This window comes from Kitasatospora sp. NPDC005748, assembly GCF_040630735.1.
Taxonomy (GTDB): domain Bacteria; phylum Actinomycetota; class Actinomycetes; order Streptomycetales; family Streptomycetaceae; genus Kitasatospora.
Map to the genome: position 1 here is coordinate 95,317 of NZ_JBEXYD010000003.1, position 15,217 is coordinate 110,533.

General features: G+C 73.6%; 12 protein-coding genes and 1 pseudogene. 10 read left to right on the forward strand and 3 right to left on the reverse strand.

Annotated features, from left to right (window positions below; all coding sequences use genetic code 11):
- Positions 1-73: 73 nt before the first annotated feature.
- The 7 genes from cysC (at position 74) to ABZ495_RS03610 (ending at position 7,124) form a co-directional block, all read left to right on the forward strand.
- The gene (gene cysC / locus ABZ495_RS03580) at positions 74-655 is read left to right on the forward strand and encodes an adenylyl-sulfate kinase (protein ID WP_329492071.1); all 582 of its coding nucleotides are present in this window, start codon (positions 74-76) and stop codon (positions 653-655) included.
- On the forward strand, positions 652-1,590 hold the full coding sequence (cysD, locus tag ABZ495_RS03585; RefSeq protein ID WP_359802366.1) for a sulfate adenylyltransferase subunit CysD: 939 nt from the start codon (positions 652-654) through the stop codon (positions 1,588-1,590). Before cysC ends, cysD begins: the two co-directional genes overlap by 4 nt.
- Complete coding sequence (locus ABZ495_RS03590) at positions 1,591-2,916, forward strand: GTP-binding protein (protein WP_352290309.1); 1,326 nt, start codon at positions 1,591-1,593, stop codon at positions 2,914-2,916.
- A 268-nt stretch (positions 2,917-3,184) separates the two neighbouring features.
- Complete coding sequence (locus ABZ495_RS03595; protein ID WP_359802369.1) at positions 3,185-4,357, forward strand: aliphatic sulfonate ABC transporter substrate-binding protein; 1,173 nt, start codon at positions 3,185-3,187, stop codon at positions 4,355-4,357.
- Positions 4,358-4,604: 247 nt separating this feature from the next.
- On the forward strand, positions 4,605-5,408 hold the full coding sequence (locus tag ABZ495_RS03600; protein WP_329487151.1) for an ABC transporter ATP-binding protein: 804 nt from the start codon (positions 4,605-4,607) through the stop codon (positions 5,406-5,408).
- Entirely contained in the window at positions 5,395-6,297 is a 903-nt protein-coding gene (locus tag ABZ495_RS03605; protein ID WP_329487152.1) for an ABC transporter permease, read from the forward strand. The genes ABZ495_RS03600 and ABZ495_RS03605 overlap by 14 nt, the downstream gene beginning before the upstream one ends.
- Positions 6,298-6,317: 20 nt before the next feature.
- On the forward strand, positions 6,318-7,124 hold the full coding sequence (locus ABZ495_RS03610; protein ID WP_359834257.1) for a CbiX/SirB N-terminal domain-containing protein: 807 nt from the start codon (positions 6,318-6,320) through the stop codon (positions 7,122-7,124).
- A gap of 112 nt (positions 7,125-7,236) precedes the next feature.
- Here the strand turns inward: ABZ495_RS03610 and ABZ495_RS03615 are convergent, their stop codons facing one another.
- The 3 genes from ABZ495_RS03615 to ABZ495_RS03625 all read right to left on the reverse strand — a co-directional run bounded on the left by ABZ495_RS03615 (position 7,237) and on the right by ABZ495_RS03625 (position 11,734).
- Positions 7,237-8,901 carry a DEAD/DEAH box helicase gene (locus ABZ495_RS03615; protein WP_329487153.1) on the reverse strand — a complete coding sequence of 555 codons (1,665 nt, stop codon included), beginning with the start codon at positions 8,899-8,901 and terminating at the stop codon, positions 7,237-7,239.
- A 157-nt stretch (positions 8,902-9,058) separates the two neighbouring features.
- Entirely contained in the window at positions 9,059-9,262 is a 204-nt protein-coding gene (locus ABZ495_RS03620) for a cold-shock protein (protein WP_329487154.1), read from the reverse strand.
- Positions 9,263-9,559: 297 nt separating this feature from the next.
- Positions 9,560-11,734, reverse strand: coding sequence for an MMPL family transporter (locus ABZ495_RS03625; RefSeq protein WP_359834258.1), 2,175 nt, complete (start codon positions 11,732-11,734; stop codon positions 9,560-9,562).
- Between the two features lie 903 nt (positions 11,735-12,637).
- Here ABZ495_RS03625 and ABZ495_RS03630 point away from each other — a divergent pair.
- From ABZ495_RS03630 to ABZ495_RS03640, 3 genes and pseudogenes are all read left to right on the forward strand, one after another.
- A pseudogene (locus ABZ495_RS03630) lies at positions 12,638-12,967 on the forward strand (MMPL family transporter); the annotation flags it as partial.
- Positions 12,968-13,124: 157 nt separating this feature from the next.
- On the forward strand, positions 13,125-14,018 hold the full coding sequence (locus tag ABZ495_RS03635) for an aminoglycoside phosphotransferase family protein (protein ID WP_359834260.1): 894 nt from the start codon (positions 13,125-13,127) through the stop codon (positions 14,016-14,018).
- A 125-nt stretch (positions 14,019-14,143) separates the two neighbouring features.
- Entirely contained in the window at positions 14,144-15,217 is a 1,074-nt protein-coding gene (locus ABZ495_RS03640; RefSeq protein ID WP_359834262.1) for a polysaccharide deacetylase family protein, read from the forward strand.

Genomic DNA, 15,217 nt, shown 5'->3' on the forward strand with positions numbered 1-15,217 from the left:
GCGAGCCACCGCCCCACCACCGATCCACCGTCACTACCCGTCTGGAGAACCCACCGTGAGCACAGCCACCACCCTGGCCGCCGACGGAGCCGCGGAGGCGGCCCCCGCGGCCGCCCCCTGCGAGCGCGGCGCCACCGTGTGGCTGACCGGGCTCCCGAGTGCGGGCAAGACCACGCTCGCCTTCGCCCTGGCCGAGCGGCTGCGGGCCGAGGGCCACAAGGTCGAGGTCCTGGACGGCGACGAGATCCGCGAGTTCCTCTCCAAGGGCCTCGGCTTCACCCGGGAGGACCGGCACACCAACGTCACCCGGATCGGCTTCGTCGCCGAGAAGCTCGCCGCCAACGGCGTCAAGGTGCTCGCCCCGGTGATCGCCCCCTACGCGGACTCCCGGGCGGCGGTCCGCGAGCGGCACGCCGCCCACGGCACCGGCTTCCTGGAGATCCACGTCGCCACCCCCGTCGAGCTCTGCGCCGAGCGCGACGTCAAGGGCCTGTACGCCAAGCAGGCGGCCGGCGAGCTCTCCGGCCTGACCGGCGTCGACGACCCGTACGAGGCCCCCGTGGACCCGGAGCTGCGGCTCCAGACCCAGGGCCGCGAGGTGGCCGAGAGCGCCGCCGAACTCCACGCCTTCCTGACCGAGAGGGGTCTCGCGTGACCACCGCGACCGACAGCCTGGTCCCCACCGAAGAGAGCGGCTTCGCGCTGTCCCACCTGGACGCGCTGGAGGCCGAGTCGGTGCACATCTTCCGCGAGGTCGCGGGGGAGTTCGAGCGCCCGGTGATCCTGTTCTCCGGCGGCAAGGACTCCATCGTCATGCTGCACCTGGCGCTCAAGGCCTTCTGGCCGGCCGCCGTCCCGTTCTCGTTGCTGCACGTCGACACCGGCCACAACTTCCCCGAGGTCATCGAGTACCGCGACCGGGTGGCGGCCGAGCACAACCTGCGCCTGCACGTCGCCCACGTCCAGGACTTCATCGACGACGGCCGGCTGCGCGAGCGCCCCGACGGCACCCGCAATCCGCTGCAGACCGTCCCGCTGCTGGACGCCATCGAGCGCAACCGCTTCGACGCCGTCTTCGGCGGCGGCCGCCGCGACGAGGAGAAGGCCCGCGCCAAGGAGCGCGTCTTCTCCCTGCGCGACGAGTTCGGCGCCTGGGACCCGCGCCGCCAGCGCCCCGAGCTCTGGTCGCTGTACAACGGCCGGCACGCGGTCGGCGAGCACGTGCGCGTCTTCCCGCTCTCCAACTGGACCGAGCTGGACGTCTGGCAGTACATCGAGCGCGAGGGCATCGAGCTCCCGGAGATCTACTACGCGCACGAGCGCGACGTCTTCTCCCGCAGCGGCATGTGGCTGACCGCGGGCGAGTGGGGCGGCCCCAAGGAGCACGAGCCGGTCGAGCGGCGCCTGATCCGCTACCGCACGGTCGGCGACATGTCCTGCACCGGCGCCGTCGACTCCGACGCCGCCGACATCGGGGCCGTGATCGCCGAGATCGCCGCCAGCCGCCTCACCGAACGCGGCGCCACCCGGGCCGACGACAAGCTTTCCGAGGCCGCGATGGAAGACCGCAAGCGCGAGGGATACTTCTAAATGAGCACCACCACCCGGACCAGCGCCACCGCCCTGCTGCGCTTCGCCACCGCCGGCTCCGTCGACGACGGCAAGTCCACCCTGGTCGGCCGGCTGCTGCACGACTCCAAGTCGGTGCTCGCCGACCAGCTGGAGGCCGTCGAGCGCGCCTCCCTGAGCCGCGGCCAGGAAGCGCCCGACCTCGCACTGCTCACCGACGGCCTGCGCGCCGAGCGCGAGCAGGGCATCACCATCGACGTCGCGTACCGCTACTTCGCCACCCCCCGCCGGCGGTTCATCCTCGCCGACACCCCCGGGCACGTGCAGTACACCCGCAACATGGTGACCGGCGCCTCCACCGCCGAACTCGCCGTCGTCCTGGTGGACGCCCGCAACGGCGTGGTCGAGCAGACCCGCCGGCACGCCGCCGTCGCCGCGCTGCTGCGGGTGCCGCACGTGGTGCTGGCCGTCAACAAGATGGACCTCGTCGAGTACGCGGAGCCCGTCTTCGCCGCCATCGCCGAGGAGTTCACCGCCTACGCCGCCTCGCTCGGCGTCCGGGACGTGGTCGCGGTCCCGATCTCCGCCCTCGCCGGGGACAACGTGGTCGAGCCGTCCGCCCACATGGACTGGTACGGCGGCCCGACCCTGCTGGAGCACCTGGAGACGGTGCCGGTCGGCAGCGACCCGAGCGTCGAGCCGGCCCGCTTCCCGGTCCAGTACGTGATCCGCCCGCAGAGCGACGAGCACCCCGACTACCGCGGCTACGCGGGCCAGTTGGCCTCCGGCGTGCTGCGGGTCGGCGACCCGGTGACGGTGCTGCCCTCGGGCCACACCACCACCGTCGCCGGCATCGACGCGCTCGGCGCGGAGACCGACCTCGCCTGGGCCCCCCAGTCGGTGACCGTCCGCCTCGCCGACGACATCGACGTCTCCCGCGGCGACCTGATCGCGGCCGGCCCGGTCCCGGTGCCCACCAAGGACATCGAGGCCACCGTCAGCCACCTCAGTGAGCGCCCGCTGCGCGCCGGTGACAAGGTGCTGCTCAAGCACACCACCCGCACCGTGCGCGCGCTGGTCAAGGCGATCTCCTACCGCATCGACATCGACAGCCTCGAACAGCGCTCCGGCGCCCAGGGGCTGGAGGTCAACGACATCGGCCACGTGGTGCTGCGCACCGCCGAGCCGCTGGCCCTCGACGACTACCGCGTGAACCGCCGGACCGGTTCGTTCCTGCTGATCGACCCGGCCGACGGCACCACCCTCACCGCCGGCATGGCGGGCGAGGCCTTCGACACCGTGCGCCCCGACGCGTCCGGCGCACCCGACGAGGAGGACTGGGTCTGATGCCCCGCGAGGCGTTCTCGGGCATGGACAAGGAAGGCGGCCGCATCGGCAGCGGCGTCCTCGGCAGCGGCCAGGGCGGCCTGACCCGATGTGCGGGCCGACAGGGCTGACCGGAGCCCTGTCACCGGGCCGGCCGCTGTCCCACCCCACAGCTGGTGCGGCGCACCGACCCGGCTTGCCCGGCATCCCCCGATGCCGCGAGCACGACCCGCCCCTTCCCGCCCGGGACCGTCCCCGCGACGGTCCGCCCGTGAACAGGACTTCGCCCATGGCACCGAACCACGCACTCGCGCCCGCCACCCTCCCCGATCGGCCGACACACCCGGCCGCCGGCCGGATCAGACGCTCCGCCGCGGCCGCCGTCGCCGGCCTCACCGCGGTGGCGCTGCTCTCCGCCTGCGGCTACGGCTCGAAGAGCGAGGACGACAAGCCCGCCGCGGCCGCCGCCGCCGGCGGTTCCGCCTCCGGCGTGAAGCTCTCCGCCGACACGGTCAAGATCGGCTACTTCGCCAACCTGACCCACGGCACCCCGCTGGTCGGGCTCCAGGAGGGCCTCTTCCAGAAGGAGCTCGGGACCACCCAGATCAAGACCCAGGTCTTCAACGCGGGTCCGGCCGAGATCGAGGCGCTGAACGCCGGCTCCATCGACATCGGCTGGATCGGCCCCTCCCCCGCGATCAACGGCTACAGCCAGTCCAACGGCGAGTCGCTGAAGATCATCAGCGGTTCGGCCTCCGGCGGCGTCAAGCTGGTGGTCAACCCCGAGAAGATCCAGAGCCTGGACGACCTCAAGGGCAAGAAGATCGCCACCCCGCAGCGCGGCAACACCCAGGACGTGGCGCTGCTCAACTACCTGGCGGGCAAGGGGCTGAAGGTCAACCCCGACACCGGCGCCGGCGACGTCTCGGTGGTGCGGAGCGACAACAAGGTCACCCCGGACGCCTACAGCTCCGGCTCGATCGACGGCGCCTGGGTGCCCGAGCCGACCGCGTCCAAGCTGGTCACCCTCGGTGCGAAGGTCCTGCTCAACGAGAAGGACGTCTGGCCGGACAAGAAGTTCGTGATCACCAACATCATCGTCTCGCAGAAGTTCCTCAAGGAGCACGCCGACGTGGTGGAGGCCGTGCTGCGCGGCTCGGTGAACACCAACACCTTCATCAAGGCCAACTCCGACAAGGCCAAGGCCGACGCCAACGCCGCCATCAAGAAGGAGGCCGGCAACGCCCTGCCGGCCGAGATCCTCGACCCGGCCTGGGCCGACATCGACTTCCTGGACGACCCGCTGGCCGGCACCCTGCAGGCCGAGGCCGACCACGCCGTCACCGCCGGCCTGCTCAAGAAGCCGAACCTGGCCGGGATCTACGACCTGACGCTGCTCAACAAGGTGCTCAAGGAGAAGGGCCAGGCTCCCGTGGCGGACGCCGGGCTCGGCGCCAAGTAGCACCGCGCGGCACCCGCGCCACCCACGGCGCACGGAAGCCCCGCCGCACCCAAGCCCCGAGGTCCGGTTCCCCGCCCGCCCGGTCGATGCCCGATCGATGCCCCCAGAGCACACGGGACGGGCGGGGCCGGACCCCGGCCCCGATTCCTTCGCCACCCGCCCTCCTCGCCCGCCGACCGGCAGGAGGGGCCCATGACCGCCCCCGGCCCCCGGCCGGGAGCTGCCCCCAGATGCAGGAGGTGCCCGGATGACCCCGGCACTGACCACCTCGGACGACGCCGTCGGCGTCGACACCCGCGGCGGCTCGCCCGCCGTCCGGATCTCGCACGTGCACAAGTCCTTCGGCCGCCCGGGTGCCGCCACGCACGTCCTGGACGACATCACGCTCGATGTCGCGCCCGGCGAGTTCGTCACGCTGCTCGGCGCCTCGGGCTGCGGAAAGTCCACCCTGCTCAACCTGGTCGCCGGCCTCGACAAGCCCACCGCGGGCTCGATCGAGGTGACCGGCGGACGCCCCGCGCTGATGTTCCAGGAGCACGCGCTGTTCCCCTGGCTCACCGCCGGCAAGAACATCGAACTCGCGCTCAAGCTCGCCGGCGTGCCCCGCCCCGAGCGCCGCCCCGAGGCCGAGCGGCTGCTCGAACTCGTCCGGCTGGGCGGCTCCTACGGCAAGCGCGTGCACGAGCTCTCCGGCGGCATGCGCCAGCGCGTCGCACTGGCCCGCGCGCTCGCCCAGGGCGCCTCGGTCCTGCTGATGGACGAGCCGTTCGCCGCGCTCGACGCCATCACCCGGGACGTGCTGCACGACGAGATCACCCGGATCTGGGCCGAGCACAAGCTCTCCGTCCTGTTCGTCACGCACAACGTGCGGGAGGCCGTCCGGCTCGCCCAGCGCGTGGTGCTGCTCTCCTCGCGCCCCGGCCGGGTCGCCCGCGAGTGGCGGATCGACCTGCCGCAGCCGCGCCGGATCGAGTCCGCCGGCGTCGCCGACCTGTCCATCGAGATCACCGAAGAACTGCGTGGGGAGATCCGCCGCCATGGCCAGCACTGACAGCACCACCACCCTGGCCAAGGACCGGCCGGCGGACATCGCCGACGTCGGCGCCGGCCTGGACGCGCTGGACGCCGTCCAGGTGCGGCGCGTGCCGCTCGGCGAGATCCTGCGGACGAAGGCGCTGCCGCCGCTGCTCGGGCTGCTGCTCGTGCTGGCGCTCTGGCAGGGCGCCTACAGCCTCGAACTGACCTCCTCCTACAAGCTGCCCAGCCCGGCCGACGTCTGGCGCTCGCTGGTCGAGCTCTGGGAGGCCGGGACGCTGTTCAGCATCATCTGGACGAGCGTCTGGCGCGGTATCTCCGGCTTCCTGATCGCGGTCGTGATCGGCACCCCGATCGGTCTGCTGGTCGCCCGGGTCAAGCCGGTCCGGGCCGCGCTCGGGCCGGTGCTCTCCGGCCTGCAGTCGCTGCCCTCGGTCGCCTGGGTGCCCGCCGCCGTCATCTGGCTCGGCATCAACGACTCGATGATGTACGCCGTCATCCTGCTCGGCGCCGTCCCTTCCATCGCCAACGGCCTGGTGGCCGGCATCGACCAGGTGCCGCCGCTGTTCCTCCGGGCCGGCCGCACCCTGGGCGCCACCGGCCTGTCGAACGCCCGCCACATCCTGCTGCCGGCCGCCCTCCCCGGTTACCTGGCCGGCCTCAAGCAGGGCTGGGCGTTCTCCTGGCGCTCGCTGATGGCCGCCGAACTCGTCGCGTCCTCCCCCGACCTGGGCCTGGGCCTGGGCCGGTTCCTGGAGAACCAGCGGGAGTCGGCCAGCATGTCCGGCGTCCTCCTCGGCATCATCCTCGTCCTGTTCGTCGGCATCGCCATCGACCTCCTGCTCTTCGCCCCGCTGGAGCGCCGGGTGCTGCGCAACCGGGGCCTGGTGGGCACGGCCCGCTGACCATCGAGGTTCCTGTGATCATGTCTGCACCGGATCGACCGCTCCTGCTGATCGCCCACGGCAGCCGCGACCCCCGCCACGCCGCGACCGTGGCGGGGGTGGTCGAGCAGGTCCGGGCGCTGCGCCCCGGGCTGGAGGTCGCCACCGCGTACCTGGACCACTGCGCGCCGCGGATCCCGCAGGTGGCCGGCCGGCTGCCGGCGGCCGTGGCCGTTCCGCTGCTGCTGAACCGGGCCTTCCACGCCAAGCACGACATCCCCGCCGCCCTGCGCGCCGCCGGCGCCGACCTGCCGGTCGCGAACGTGCTGGGCCCGGCGCGACCGCGCGTCGCGGACGCGGCGCAGGCGACCGGGCCGCTCCCCGTCCCCTCCCCACTGCTGCTCGCCGCGCTGGACCGCCGCCTCGCCGGGGCCGGGCTGGCCGTCGGCTCCCCCGTCGTCCGCGCCCGCACCGGTGTCGTGCTGGCCGCGGCCGGCTCCTCCGACCCGGCCGCCGACGCCGCCACCCGGGCGGTGGCCGCCGAGTGGCGCCGGACCCGCGGCTGGGCCGGCGTCGAGGTCGCGTACGCCTCCGCCGGCGGCCCGCGCGTCCCCGCCGCCGCCGCCGCGCTGCGGGCGGCCGGGGCCCGCCGGGTGGCCGTCGCGCCCTACCTGCTCGCCCCGGGTCTGCTGCCGGACCGGATCGTGGACGCCGCGGCCGAGGCGGAGGCGGACGTCCTCGCCGAGGTCCTCGGCGCCGCCCCCGAGATCGCCCGCCTGGTGCTCAGGCGCTACCTCGGGGCCTGCCGCGAGGCCGTCGCCGCACCGGCGCTCAGCGCCAGCGCCTGAGCCGCCCGGCCGGAACACACCCCCCGGCACGCCCCCTCCGGCGCACGCGAACGGCCCGGCTCCCCCACCGAGGGGAGCCGGGCCGTTCGTCCTCGTCCGCGTCCGGAAGGACTCAGTCGGTCTTGCGGCGCTGGCGGCCGGTGCCGTAGTTGGCGCCGGTCTTGGAGCCCGAGCCGGGCGCCGGGCGGCCGGAGGAGCGGCCGATGAAGCCCGCGGCCTGGCGGCTGCCGCCGCCGCCCTGGCCGCCGCCGGCGCCGCCGAGGCGCTGCTTCGGACGGGGGCGACGCGGGTTGCCGTTCATGTCGACGTCGGTGGGCAGGCCCGAGCGCTTGGCGGGGCGGCGGCGCGGGGCGCCGGCCTTGGCCTCGGCGGCCGGGGCGGCGGCCGGGGCCGGGACGACCACCGCGACGGGTACGCCGCTGGGAGTGCGGGCACCGGTGATCCGGGTCAGCTCGGCGTCGCCCGGGCGGATCTTCGTCGTGGTCGGGCGGATGCCGGCGACCGTCATCAGCCGGTTGACCTCGCGCCGCTGGTCGGGAAGGACCAGGGTGACGACCGTGCCGGACTCGCCGGCCCGGGCGGTGCGGCCGCCGCGGTGCAGGTAGTCCTTGTGGTCGATCGGCGGGTCCACGTTGACGACCAGGTCGAGGCCCTCGATGTGGATGCCGCGGGCGGCCACGTTGGTGGCGATCAGCGCGGTCACCAGACCGTCGCGGAACTGGTCGAGCACCCGGTTGCGCTGGGGCTGGGACTTGCCGCCGTGCAGGGCCGCCGCCTTCACGCCGTTGGCCAGCAGCTGCTTGGCGAGGCGGTCGGCGCCGTGCTTGGTGTGCACGAACATGATCACGCGGCCGTCGCGCGAGGCGATGTGCGCGGTCGCGGAGGCCTTGTCGGCCGGGTCCAGCTGGAGCACGTGGTGGTCCATGGTGGTCACCGCGCCGGCCGACGGGTCGACCGAATGGGTGACCGGGTCGGTCAGGAAGCGCTTGACCAGCCGGTCGACGTTGCGGTCCAGGGTGGCGGAGAACAGCATCCGCTGCCCGCCCTCGGCGACCTGCTCCAGCAGCTTGGTGACCTGCGGCAGGAAGCCCATGTCCGCCATCTGGTCGGCCTCGTCGAGGACGGTGATGGCCACGTCGCCCAGTCGGACGTCGCCGCGGTTGATCAGGTCGTCCAGCCGGCCCGGGGTGGCGACCAGGACCTCGGCGCCCCGGCGCACGGCGTTGGCCTGCCGGGTGATCGACATACCGCCGACGACGGTGGCGATCCGCAGGTTCACGGCGGTGGCGTACGGGGTGAGCGCGTCGGTGACCTGCTGGGCCAGCTCACGGGTGGGCACCAGGACGAGGGCCAGCGGGTGCCGGGAGTCGGCGCGCTTGCCGGCCGTGCGGGCCAGCAGCGGCAGGCCGAAGGCGAGCGTCTTGCCGGAGCCGGTGCGGCCGCGGCCGAGCACGTCGCGGCCGGCGATGGAGTCCGGCAGGGTGGCGCCCTGGATCGGGAACGGCTCGGTGACGCCCTCGCGGGTGAGCGCGCTGAGGATGCCCTTGGGCAGGTCCAGCTCGCCGAAGGTGGCCGCCGGGGGCCGCGGCGGGGTGCCCCCCTGGACGACGGTGAAGTCGGCGGGCGCCTGGGCGGCGCGCGGGGCGCTGTTGCGCGGGGCGCCGCCGCGGGAGGCGCGGGGGGCGCCGCCGTTGCGGGCGCCGCCGCCGGTGCGGGGCTTGCGCGAACGGTCGCCGCCGCGCTCGTTGTCACGGGGTGCGCGGGCAGGGGTGGTCATGGATTCTCCATCCGATGGGAGGCACAGCCCGGTCGGGGCTGGTCGGCCGTCGGGTGGGAATTCGCCGCCCCGGCCGTTCGGCGGCATGCACGAGGGCCCGCACCGTGCGGTACGGGCCCTCGCTACGCGAGATCGCGAGTCAGCTCGGAAGCTGGACTCAGATGACGCGGATGTTCTCGGCCTGCGGGCCCTTCTGGCCCTGCGTGACGTCGAACTCGACCTTCTGGCCCTCGACGAGCTCACGGAAGCCCTGAGCGCTGATGTTCGAGTAGTGGGCGAACACGTCAGCGCCGCCACCATCCTGCTCGATGAAGCCGAAGCCCTTTTCGCTGTTGAACCACTTCACGGTGCCGGTAGCCATAACCGTCTCCTCAAAAAACTGGGGCATCAGAGCCCACACTTCGTGGACCCCAAGTAGCCGCGATCCCCATCCGGAGACTGAAACACCGGACAAAACAAATGCGCCTGTTGGGTTGAACCAGCAGGCGCACACAAACGTTCATGGGAACCAAAACTGCAACTGAGTCGACTGTAGCACGGCGCCACCCCGATTGACCGGGGACTTTTTGCCTGGCACGTCACGTTTGCCCGCGCCGCAAAGCGGGAACGCGGCGCCCGCCGAAGCGGACGCCGCGTGCCGTGCGGTGCGACGGGGCGGTCAGTGCCGTCCGGCCGGCTCCGGCACACCGTGCGAACCGGCCACCGGGGCCGGGCCGGACTGGTGCTGGTCGTCGGCGCCGTGGCCGGGCCACCAGGCGGCGCGGCCGATCAGCGCGGTGAGCGCCGGGGTGAAGAAGAGCGCCATCACGAAGGCCGCCAGGGCGATGCCGAAGGCCATCGCGAAGCCGAACTCCAGCATGAACACGTTGCCCGCGAGCATGAAGGTCGCGAACGACGCCGCCAGGATGAACCCGGCCGCCGCGACGGTCGGGCCGCCGTGGCGCAGCGCCTCACGGGCCGCCTCACGCGGGTTGCGGCCCGCGCGGGCCTCCTCCCGCAGGCGGGCGATGATCAGGATGTTGTAGTCCGTCCCGATCGCCACCACGAAGAGGTAGATCAGGATCGGCAGCATGAACATCAGACCGCTCTCGCTGCCCAGCTTCTGGAAGAGCAGCGTGGCGGAGCCGAGGGTGGCCGTGAAGCCGAGCCCGACCGAGACCATCAGGTACCACGGGGCGACCACGCTGCGCAGCTGCAGGCCCAGGATCAGCAGGATCAGCAGACCCGCGACCGGGAACACCAGCTTGTAGTCGTGGTTCATCGCGAGGTTGATGTCCTTGTAGACGGCGGTCAGACCGCCGACCTTCGCCTCCGTGCCCGTCGGCGCCTGGCTGTGCGCGACCTCCCGCAGCTCGGTGAGCGAGTCGATCGCCGCGTTGCTGGACGGCTCGTTGTTGAGCAGCACGGTGAAGTCGGCCGTCGTGCCGTCCTCGCTGAGCTGGGGCTTCGCCGCGACCGGGGACACCCCGTGGACGCCGCCGAGCTTGGCCGCGAAGCCCTCGAACGCGGCCGGGTCGAGCTTGGTGCCCGCGGTGCTGGTCAGGTAGACGTGGCTCGGGTCGGCCGCGCCGGCCGAGAAGCCGTTCATCAGCTTGTCCTGGACGACCATCGACTCCTTGTCCTTGGGCATGGAGCTGCCCGCGAGGTCGAAGGTGCCGTTGTAGCCCAGGGCGCCGGCCGACAGCGCCACCAGCACGCCGCCGGAGGCCAGGGCGACCAGGGCGGGGCGCTTCTCGACCATGCGGCCGAGCGCGGTGAAGCGGGCGTTGCCCGGCTCGTTCATCCACTTCTTGCCCGGCCAGAACACACCGCGCGCCGGGATGACCGCGAGCACGGCGGGGGCCAGGGTGAGCGAGGCGAGCGCGGTGACGATCACCGCGATGGCCAGCGCCGGGCCGAGGGCCTTGAACATGCCGAGGCTGGAGAGGATCAGCACCGCGAAGGCGACGGTGACGGCGCCGGCCGCCGAGGCGATCGCCTCACCGACCCGGCCGACGGCGTTGGCCACGGCCTCCTTGCGGTCGTCCCCGGCCCGCAGCCGCTCGCGGTAGCGGAACGCCAGGAAGAGGAAGTAGTCGGTGCCGACACCGAGCACGACGACGATCAGGATCGCCGACAGCACCGGGGTGCTCTCCAGGCCGAACGCCTTGGTGGCGTAGGCGATCACGCCGTTGGCGGTCGGCATGGCGACCACCAGCGAGATCAGGATCGGCAGGAGTCCGGCCAGGACGCTGCGGAAGATGATTCCGACGATGAGCGCGACCAGGACGACCGTGGACATCGCGATGAGCGCGTCGGCCGAGCCGGAGGACTCCTTCTGGTCCAGCGCCTGGGCGGCGGCGCCACCGAGCTGGAACTTCAGGTCGGTCCCCGAGGTGAGCGACTTGCCCTCCTCGCGGAGGTGCTTGGCGGCCTCGCCGAAGTCCTCGGACTGCTGCTTGGCCTTGTCGATGGCTATCGGCGCGAGCGCGTACTTGCCGTCCTTGGACGTCGTCTGCTCGCTGACCGGGATGACCTTCTCGACGTCCGCGATCTTCTTGTCCGAGAGACCCTGGACGATCTTGGCCATGGCGGCCTTGTCGGCGTCGTTCATCGCGGCGCCGTCGTTGCGCTCGAAGAGCACCATCGCGGAGGGCGTGAAGTTGGCCGGGAACGCCTTCTCCTGGAGCGCCGAGGCCTGGATGGACTCGTAGTGCTTGGGAAGGAAGGAAGCCTCGTCGGTCTGTGCGGTGATCGTCGGCGCGCCGGCCACGATCGCGATCATCGCGACAACCCATGCCGCGATCACCCACCAGGCGCGACGGACGACGAAATGTCCGAGTCGGTGGAACATGCTCGTGATGCCTCCTGGGCATGGTTCACCGCCAGCCCTTGGGGGACGGGACTCCGGGCGACGGAGGACCGGGCAGGGCATGGCGACGAGGCCCGCCCCTAGCCGGTCGGCAGGTAAGTGAGATGAGGACATCATCATACGAGAACTTGCTTGCCGACCGGCAAGCAAATATCCCCCGTAGACCAACCCCCTCAGGGACGCCGTCCAGCCGCCCCGCACCATCTTCACCCGCCGACCGGCCCTCTCACCTCGTGCTCGGGGTGGAGACCACTCCCCCTCAGGGTGGAGTTCGCACCCACTCTGAGGGAGGAGAAGTCAGGGTTCCCCGGTAGGGATGACCCCACCCCGTTCCCGTGGCCGACCCCCCGGGACGACTCCCCCGCCAGCCGGATGCCTGCTCAACGGCCCCTTCCCGGCCACGTCTCCCGAGCCGCGCGGATCCTCGACGACGCGGGGCTGACCGCCCCGGCGAGCGAGACCGTGCTGGTCCAGAGTGCCACCACGACCGCCGACGCACCGGCCTTCCGTGCCGCCGTCGACCAGGTGCTCGCCGGGGTGACCGGCACCGGCCGGGCCACCTACGTCCGCTCCCCGTACGACACCGGGGCGGTCTCGGCGGACGGCCGCTCCGTCCTCGTCCGGTTCGACGTCGCCGGCGGCGACGAGGTGCCTGTGAAGAACGTCACGGCCGTGCTGGTCTCCGGGGTCGCCGTGGTGGTCGCGATGGCCGGCACGTTCCTCCCCGGCATGGCCGAGTTCCAGGCGATGGCCTACGCCACCATCGTGGTCGTGGTCACCGCCGTGCTCGGCTCGCTCACCGTGCTCCCCGCCCTGCTGTCCATGCTGGGCGACCGGGTCGAGAAGGGCCGCGTCCCGCTGCTCGGCCGGCTGCGCCGCCCCGGCACCGCCGGGGTGGTCACCGGCGCGGTAGTGATCATGGTCGCGGTGTTCGCGGTCTTCGGCACCCTCTCCATGCGGGCGATGAAGCAGATGGGCGCCGGCCTCGCCGTCGCGGTACTGATCGACGCGACGGTGGTCCGCGCGGTGCTGCTGCCCGCGGTGATGACCCTGCTCGGCGAGCGCACCTGGTACCTGCCGACCTGGCTGCGGTGGCTGTCCGAGCTCTCGCACGGCGGGAGCCTCCCGCCGGTCGGCGCAGCGGTCCACGGCCCCGGAACCACCACCGGGCCGGCCGAACCCGAGCGGCCCCGGCACCGCCGGGTCGGGGTCTGACACCAGCGCCGGCACCCCGCCGTCCACCGGCCGCCACCCGCCCGTCGCCCGCCGGCCGCCGGCCGCCGGCCGTGACCGGGCCCCGCGTCGCGCGGGGCCCGGCCCGCGTGCGTCATGATGATCACCGTCCAGGCGTCCCGCGGAACGGAGCAGCCCCATGATCCCCTTCGACGAGGGCCGCGCCCGGCTGCTGCTCGCCCGGGCCTGCGCGTCCGCCGGCCTGCCCGAGCCCGGCGGCGCCCGGCTGCTCGCCCTGGGCGAGAACGCCGTCTTCGACCTCGGCGACCCGGCCGTGGTGGCCAAGGTCGGCCGCGGCCCCGAGCTGTCCGACCGGGCCGGGCGGGAGCTCGGCTTCGCCCGCTGGCTGGCCGACCGGGGCATCCCGGTGGTCCGCCCGTACGACGCCGTCCCGCCCGAGCCGAACGTCGTCGACGGCCACCCCGTGACCTTCTGGGAGCGGCTGGCCCCCGCCGAACGGCCCGCCCGGCCGGTGGACCTCGCGCCGCTGCTGCTCGCCCTCCACCGGCTGCCGCTGCCGCCCTTCCCGCTCGCCCGCCGGGACCTCCTCGCCCCTGTCGAGCGCTGGCTGGCCTCCGCCGAGGGGCACGTCGACCCCGCCGACGTCGCCTTCCTCCGGGACCGCCGCGACGACTTCGCCGCCGCGCTGCCCGGCCTGCCCGCGCAGCTGCCGACCGGCGTGATCCACGGCGACGCGCTGCCGCGCAACGTCCACATCGGGGCGGAGGGGCCCGTCCTGCTCGACCTGGAGTACGCCTCGCACGACCTGCGCGAGCACGACCTGGTGGTTCTCGCGCTCAGCCACGACCGGTACGGCGTCCCGGCCGAGGAGTACCGGGCGTTCACCGAGGCGTACGGCTGGGACGTCCGGGAGTGGGCGGGCTTCGCGGTGCTGCGCGGCGCCCGCGAGACGGCGAGCGCCTCCTGGGTGGCCCAGCAGGCGCCGGGCAACCCGGCCGCGCTGGCGGAGTTCCGCCGGCGGGTCGATTCGCTGCGCGAGGGCGCCACCGGAGTGCGCTGGTACCCGTTCTGAGCCTGCCGTCTTCCGCGTGGGATCGGCGGCTCCGGCGTGCAACCGGGGCGGTCCGACGGGCGTCTTGTCGGACAGTCTCCCTGATCGGGGACCGGTAGCCGCCCAGTGTCTCAGGAGCCGCAGCCATGCCGGAGCACACCACCTCGCAGCGTCCCTCCCCCTCCGTCCGACGCCGCCGCCGGCTGCTCGCGGGCTGCGTGGCGGTGGTCGCCTCACTCGCCCTGGCCGCCTGCGGCACCGCCAACGGGGCGCTGCAGCCGCAGCCGGGCCTCACCGCGTCGGGGAACGCCTCGGGCACCACCGCGTCGGGCACCGGCGCCCCGGCTCCGTCCGCCGGGTCCCCCTCCGGCTCCTCCTCCCCGTCCTCCTCCACGCCGTCGGGCAGCGCCCCCGCCGCCACCCCGCCGGGCGACGCCGTGCCGGCTTCGAAGCCCGCGACCGGCGGACCGGCCACGCCCAAGCCACCGGCTCCTCCCCGGACCCCGGCGCCCTCGAAGACCCCGGTGCCCGCCAAGGCCCCGTCCTCCGCACCGGCCACCCGGCCGCCCACGACGACACCCGCCCCGCCGGCCCCGCCCGCCCCGCCCGCGACCGGGGTGTCCACCTCGGTCGTCCGCTCCACCTCCTCCGGCGGGCGGACGGTGGCGCTCACCTTCGACGACGGGCCGGGCCCCGCCACCGGCGAGGTCCTGGACCTGCTGGCCCGGTACGGCGTCAAGGCGACGTTCTGCCAGATCGGCCAGCAGGCCGCCGCCCAACCCGCCATGGTCAAGCGGATCCGGGCGGCCGGCCACCGGCTCTGCGACCACACCGTGAGCCACCCGCTGCCGTTCGCCCCGCTCTCGCACGACAAGGCCGCGTCCCAGATCTCCGGCGGCCGGGACATGATCGTGCGGGCCGGCGGGCCGGGCACCGAGGTCGCCTGGTTCCGGGCCCCCGGCGGCGGGTTCACCGCCGACAACCAGCACATCGCCGCGGCCGAGGGCCTGCGCCCGCTCGGCTGGTCGGTCGACCCGCGCGACTGGTCCCGCCCGGGCGTCGCCTCGATCGTCTCCACCGTGCAGAGCCAACTCCGGCCCGGCGGCGTGATCCTGATGCACGACGGCGGCGGCGACCGGAGCCAGACCGTCGCCGCGCTGAAGCAGCTGCTCCCCTGGCTGATCGCCCAGGGCTACCGCTTCGACCTCCCCGCGCGCTGA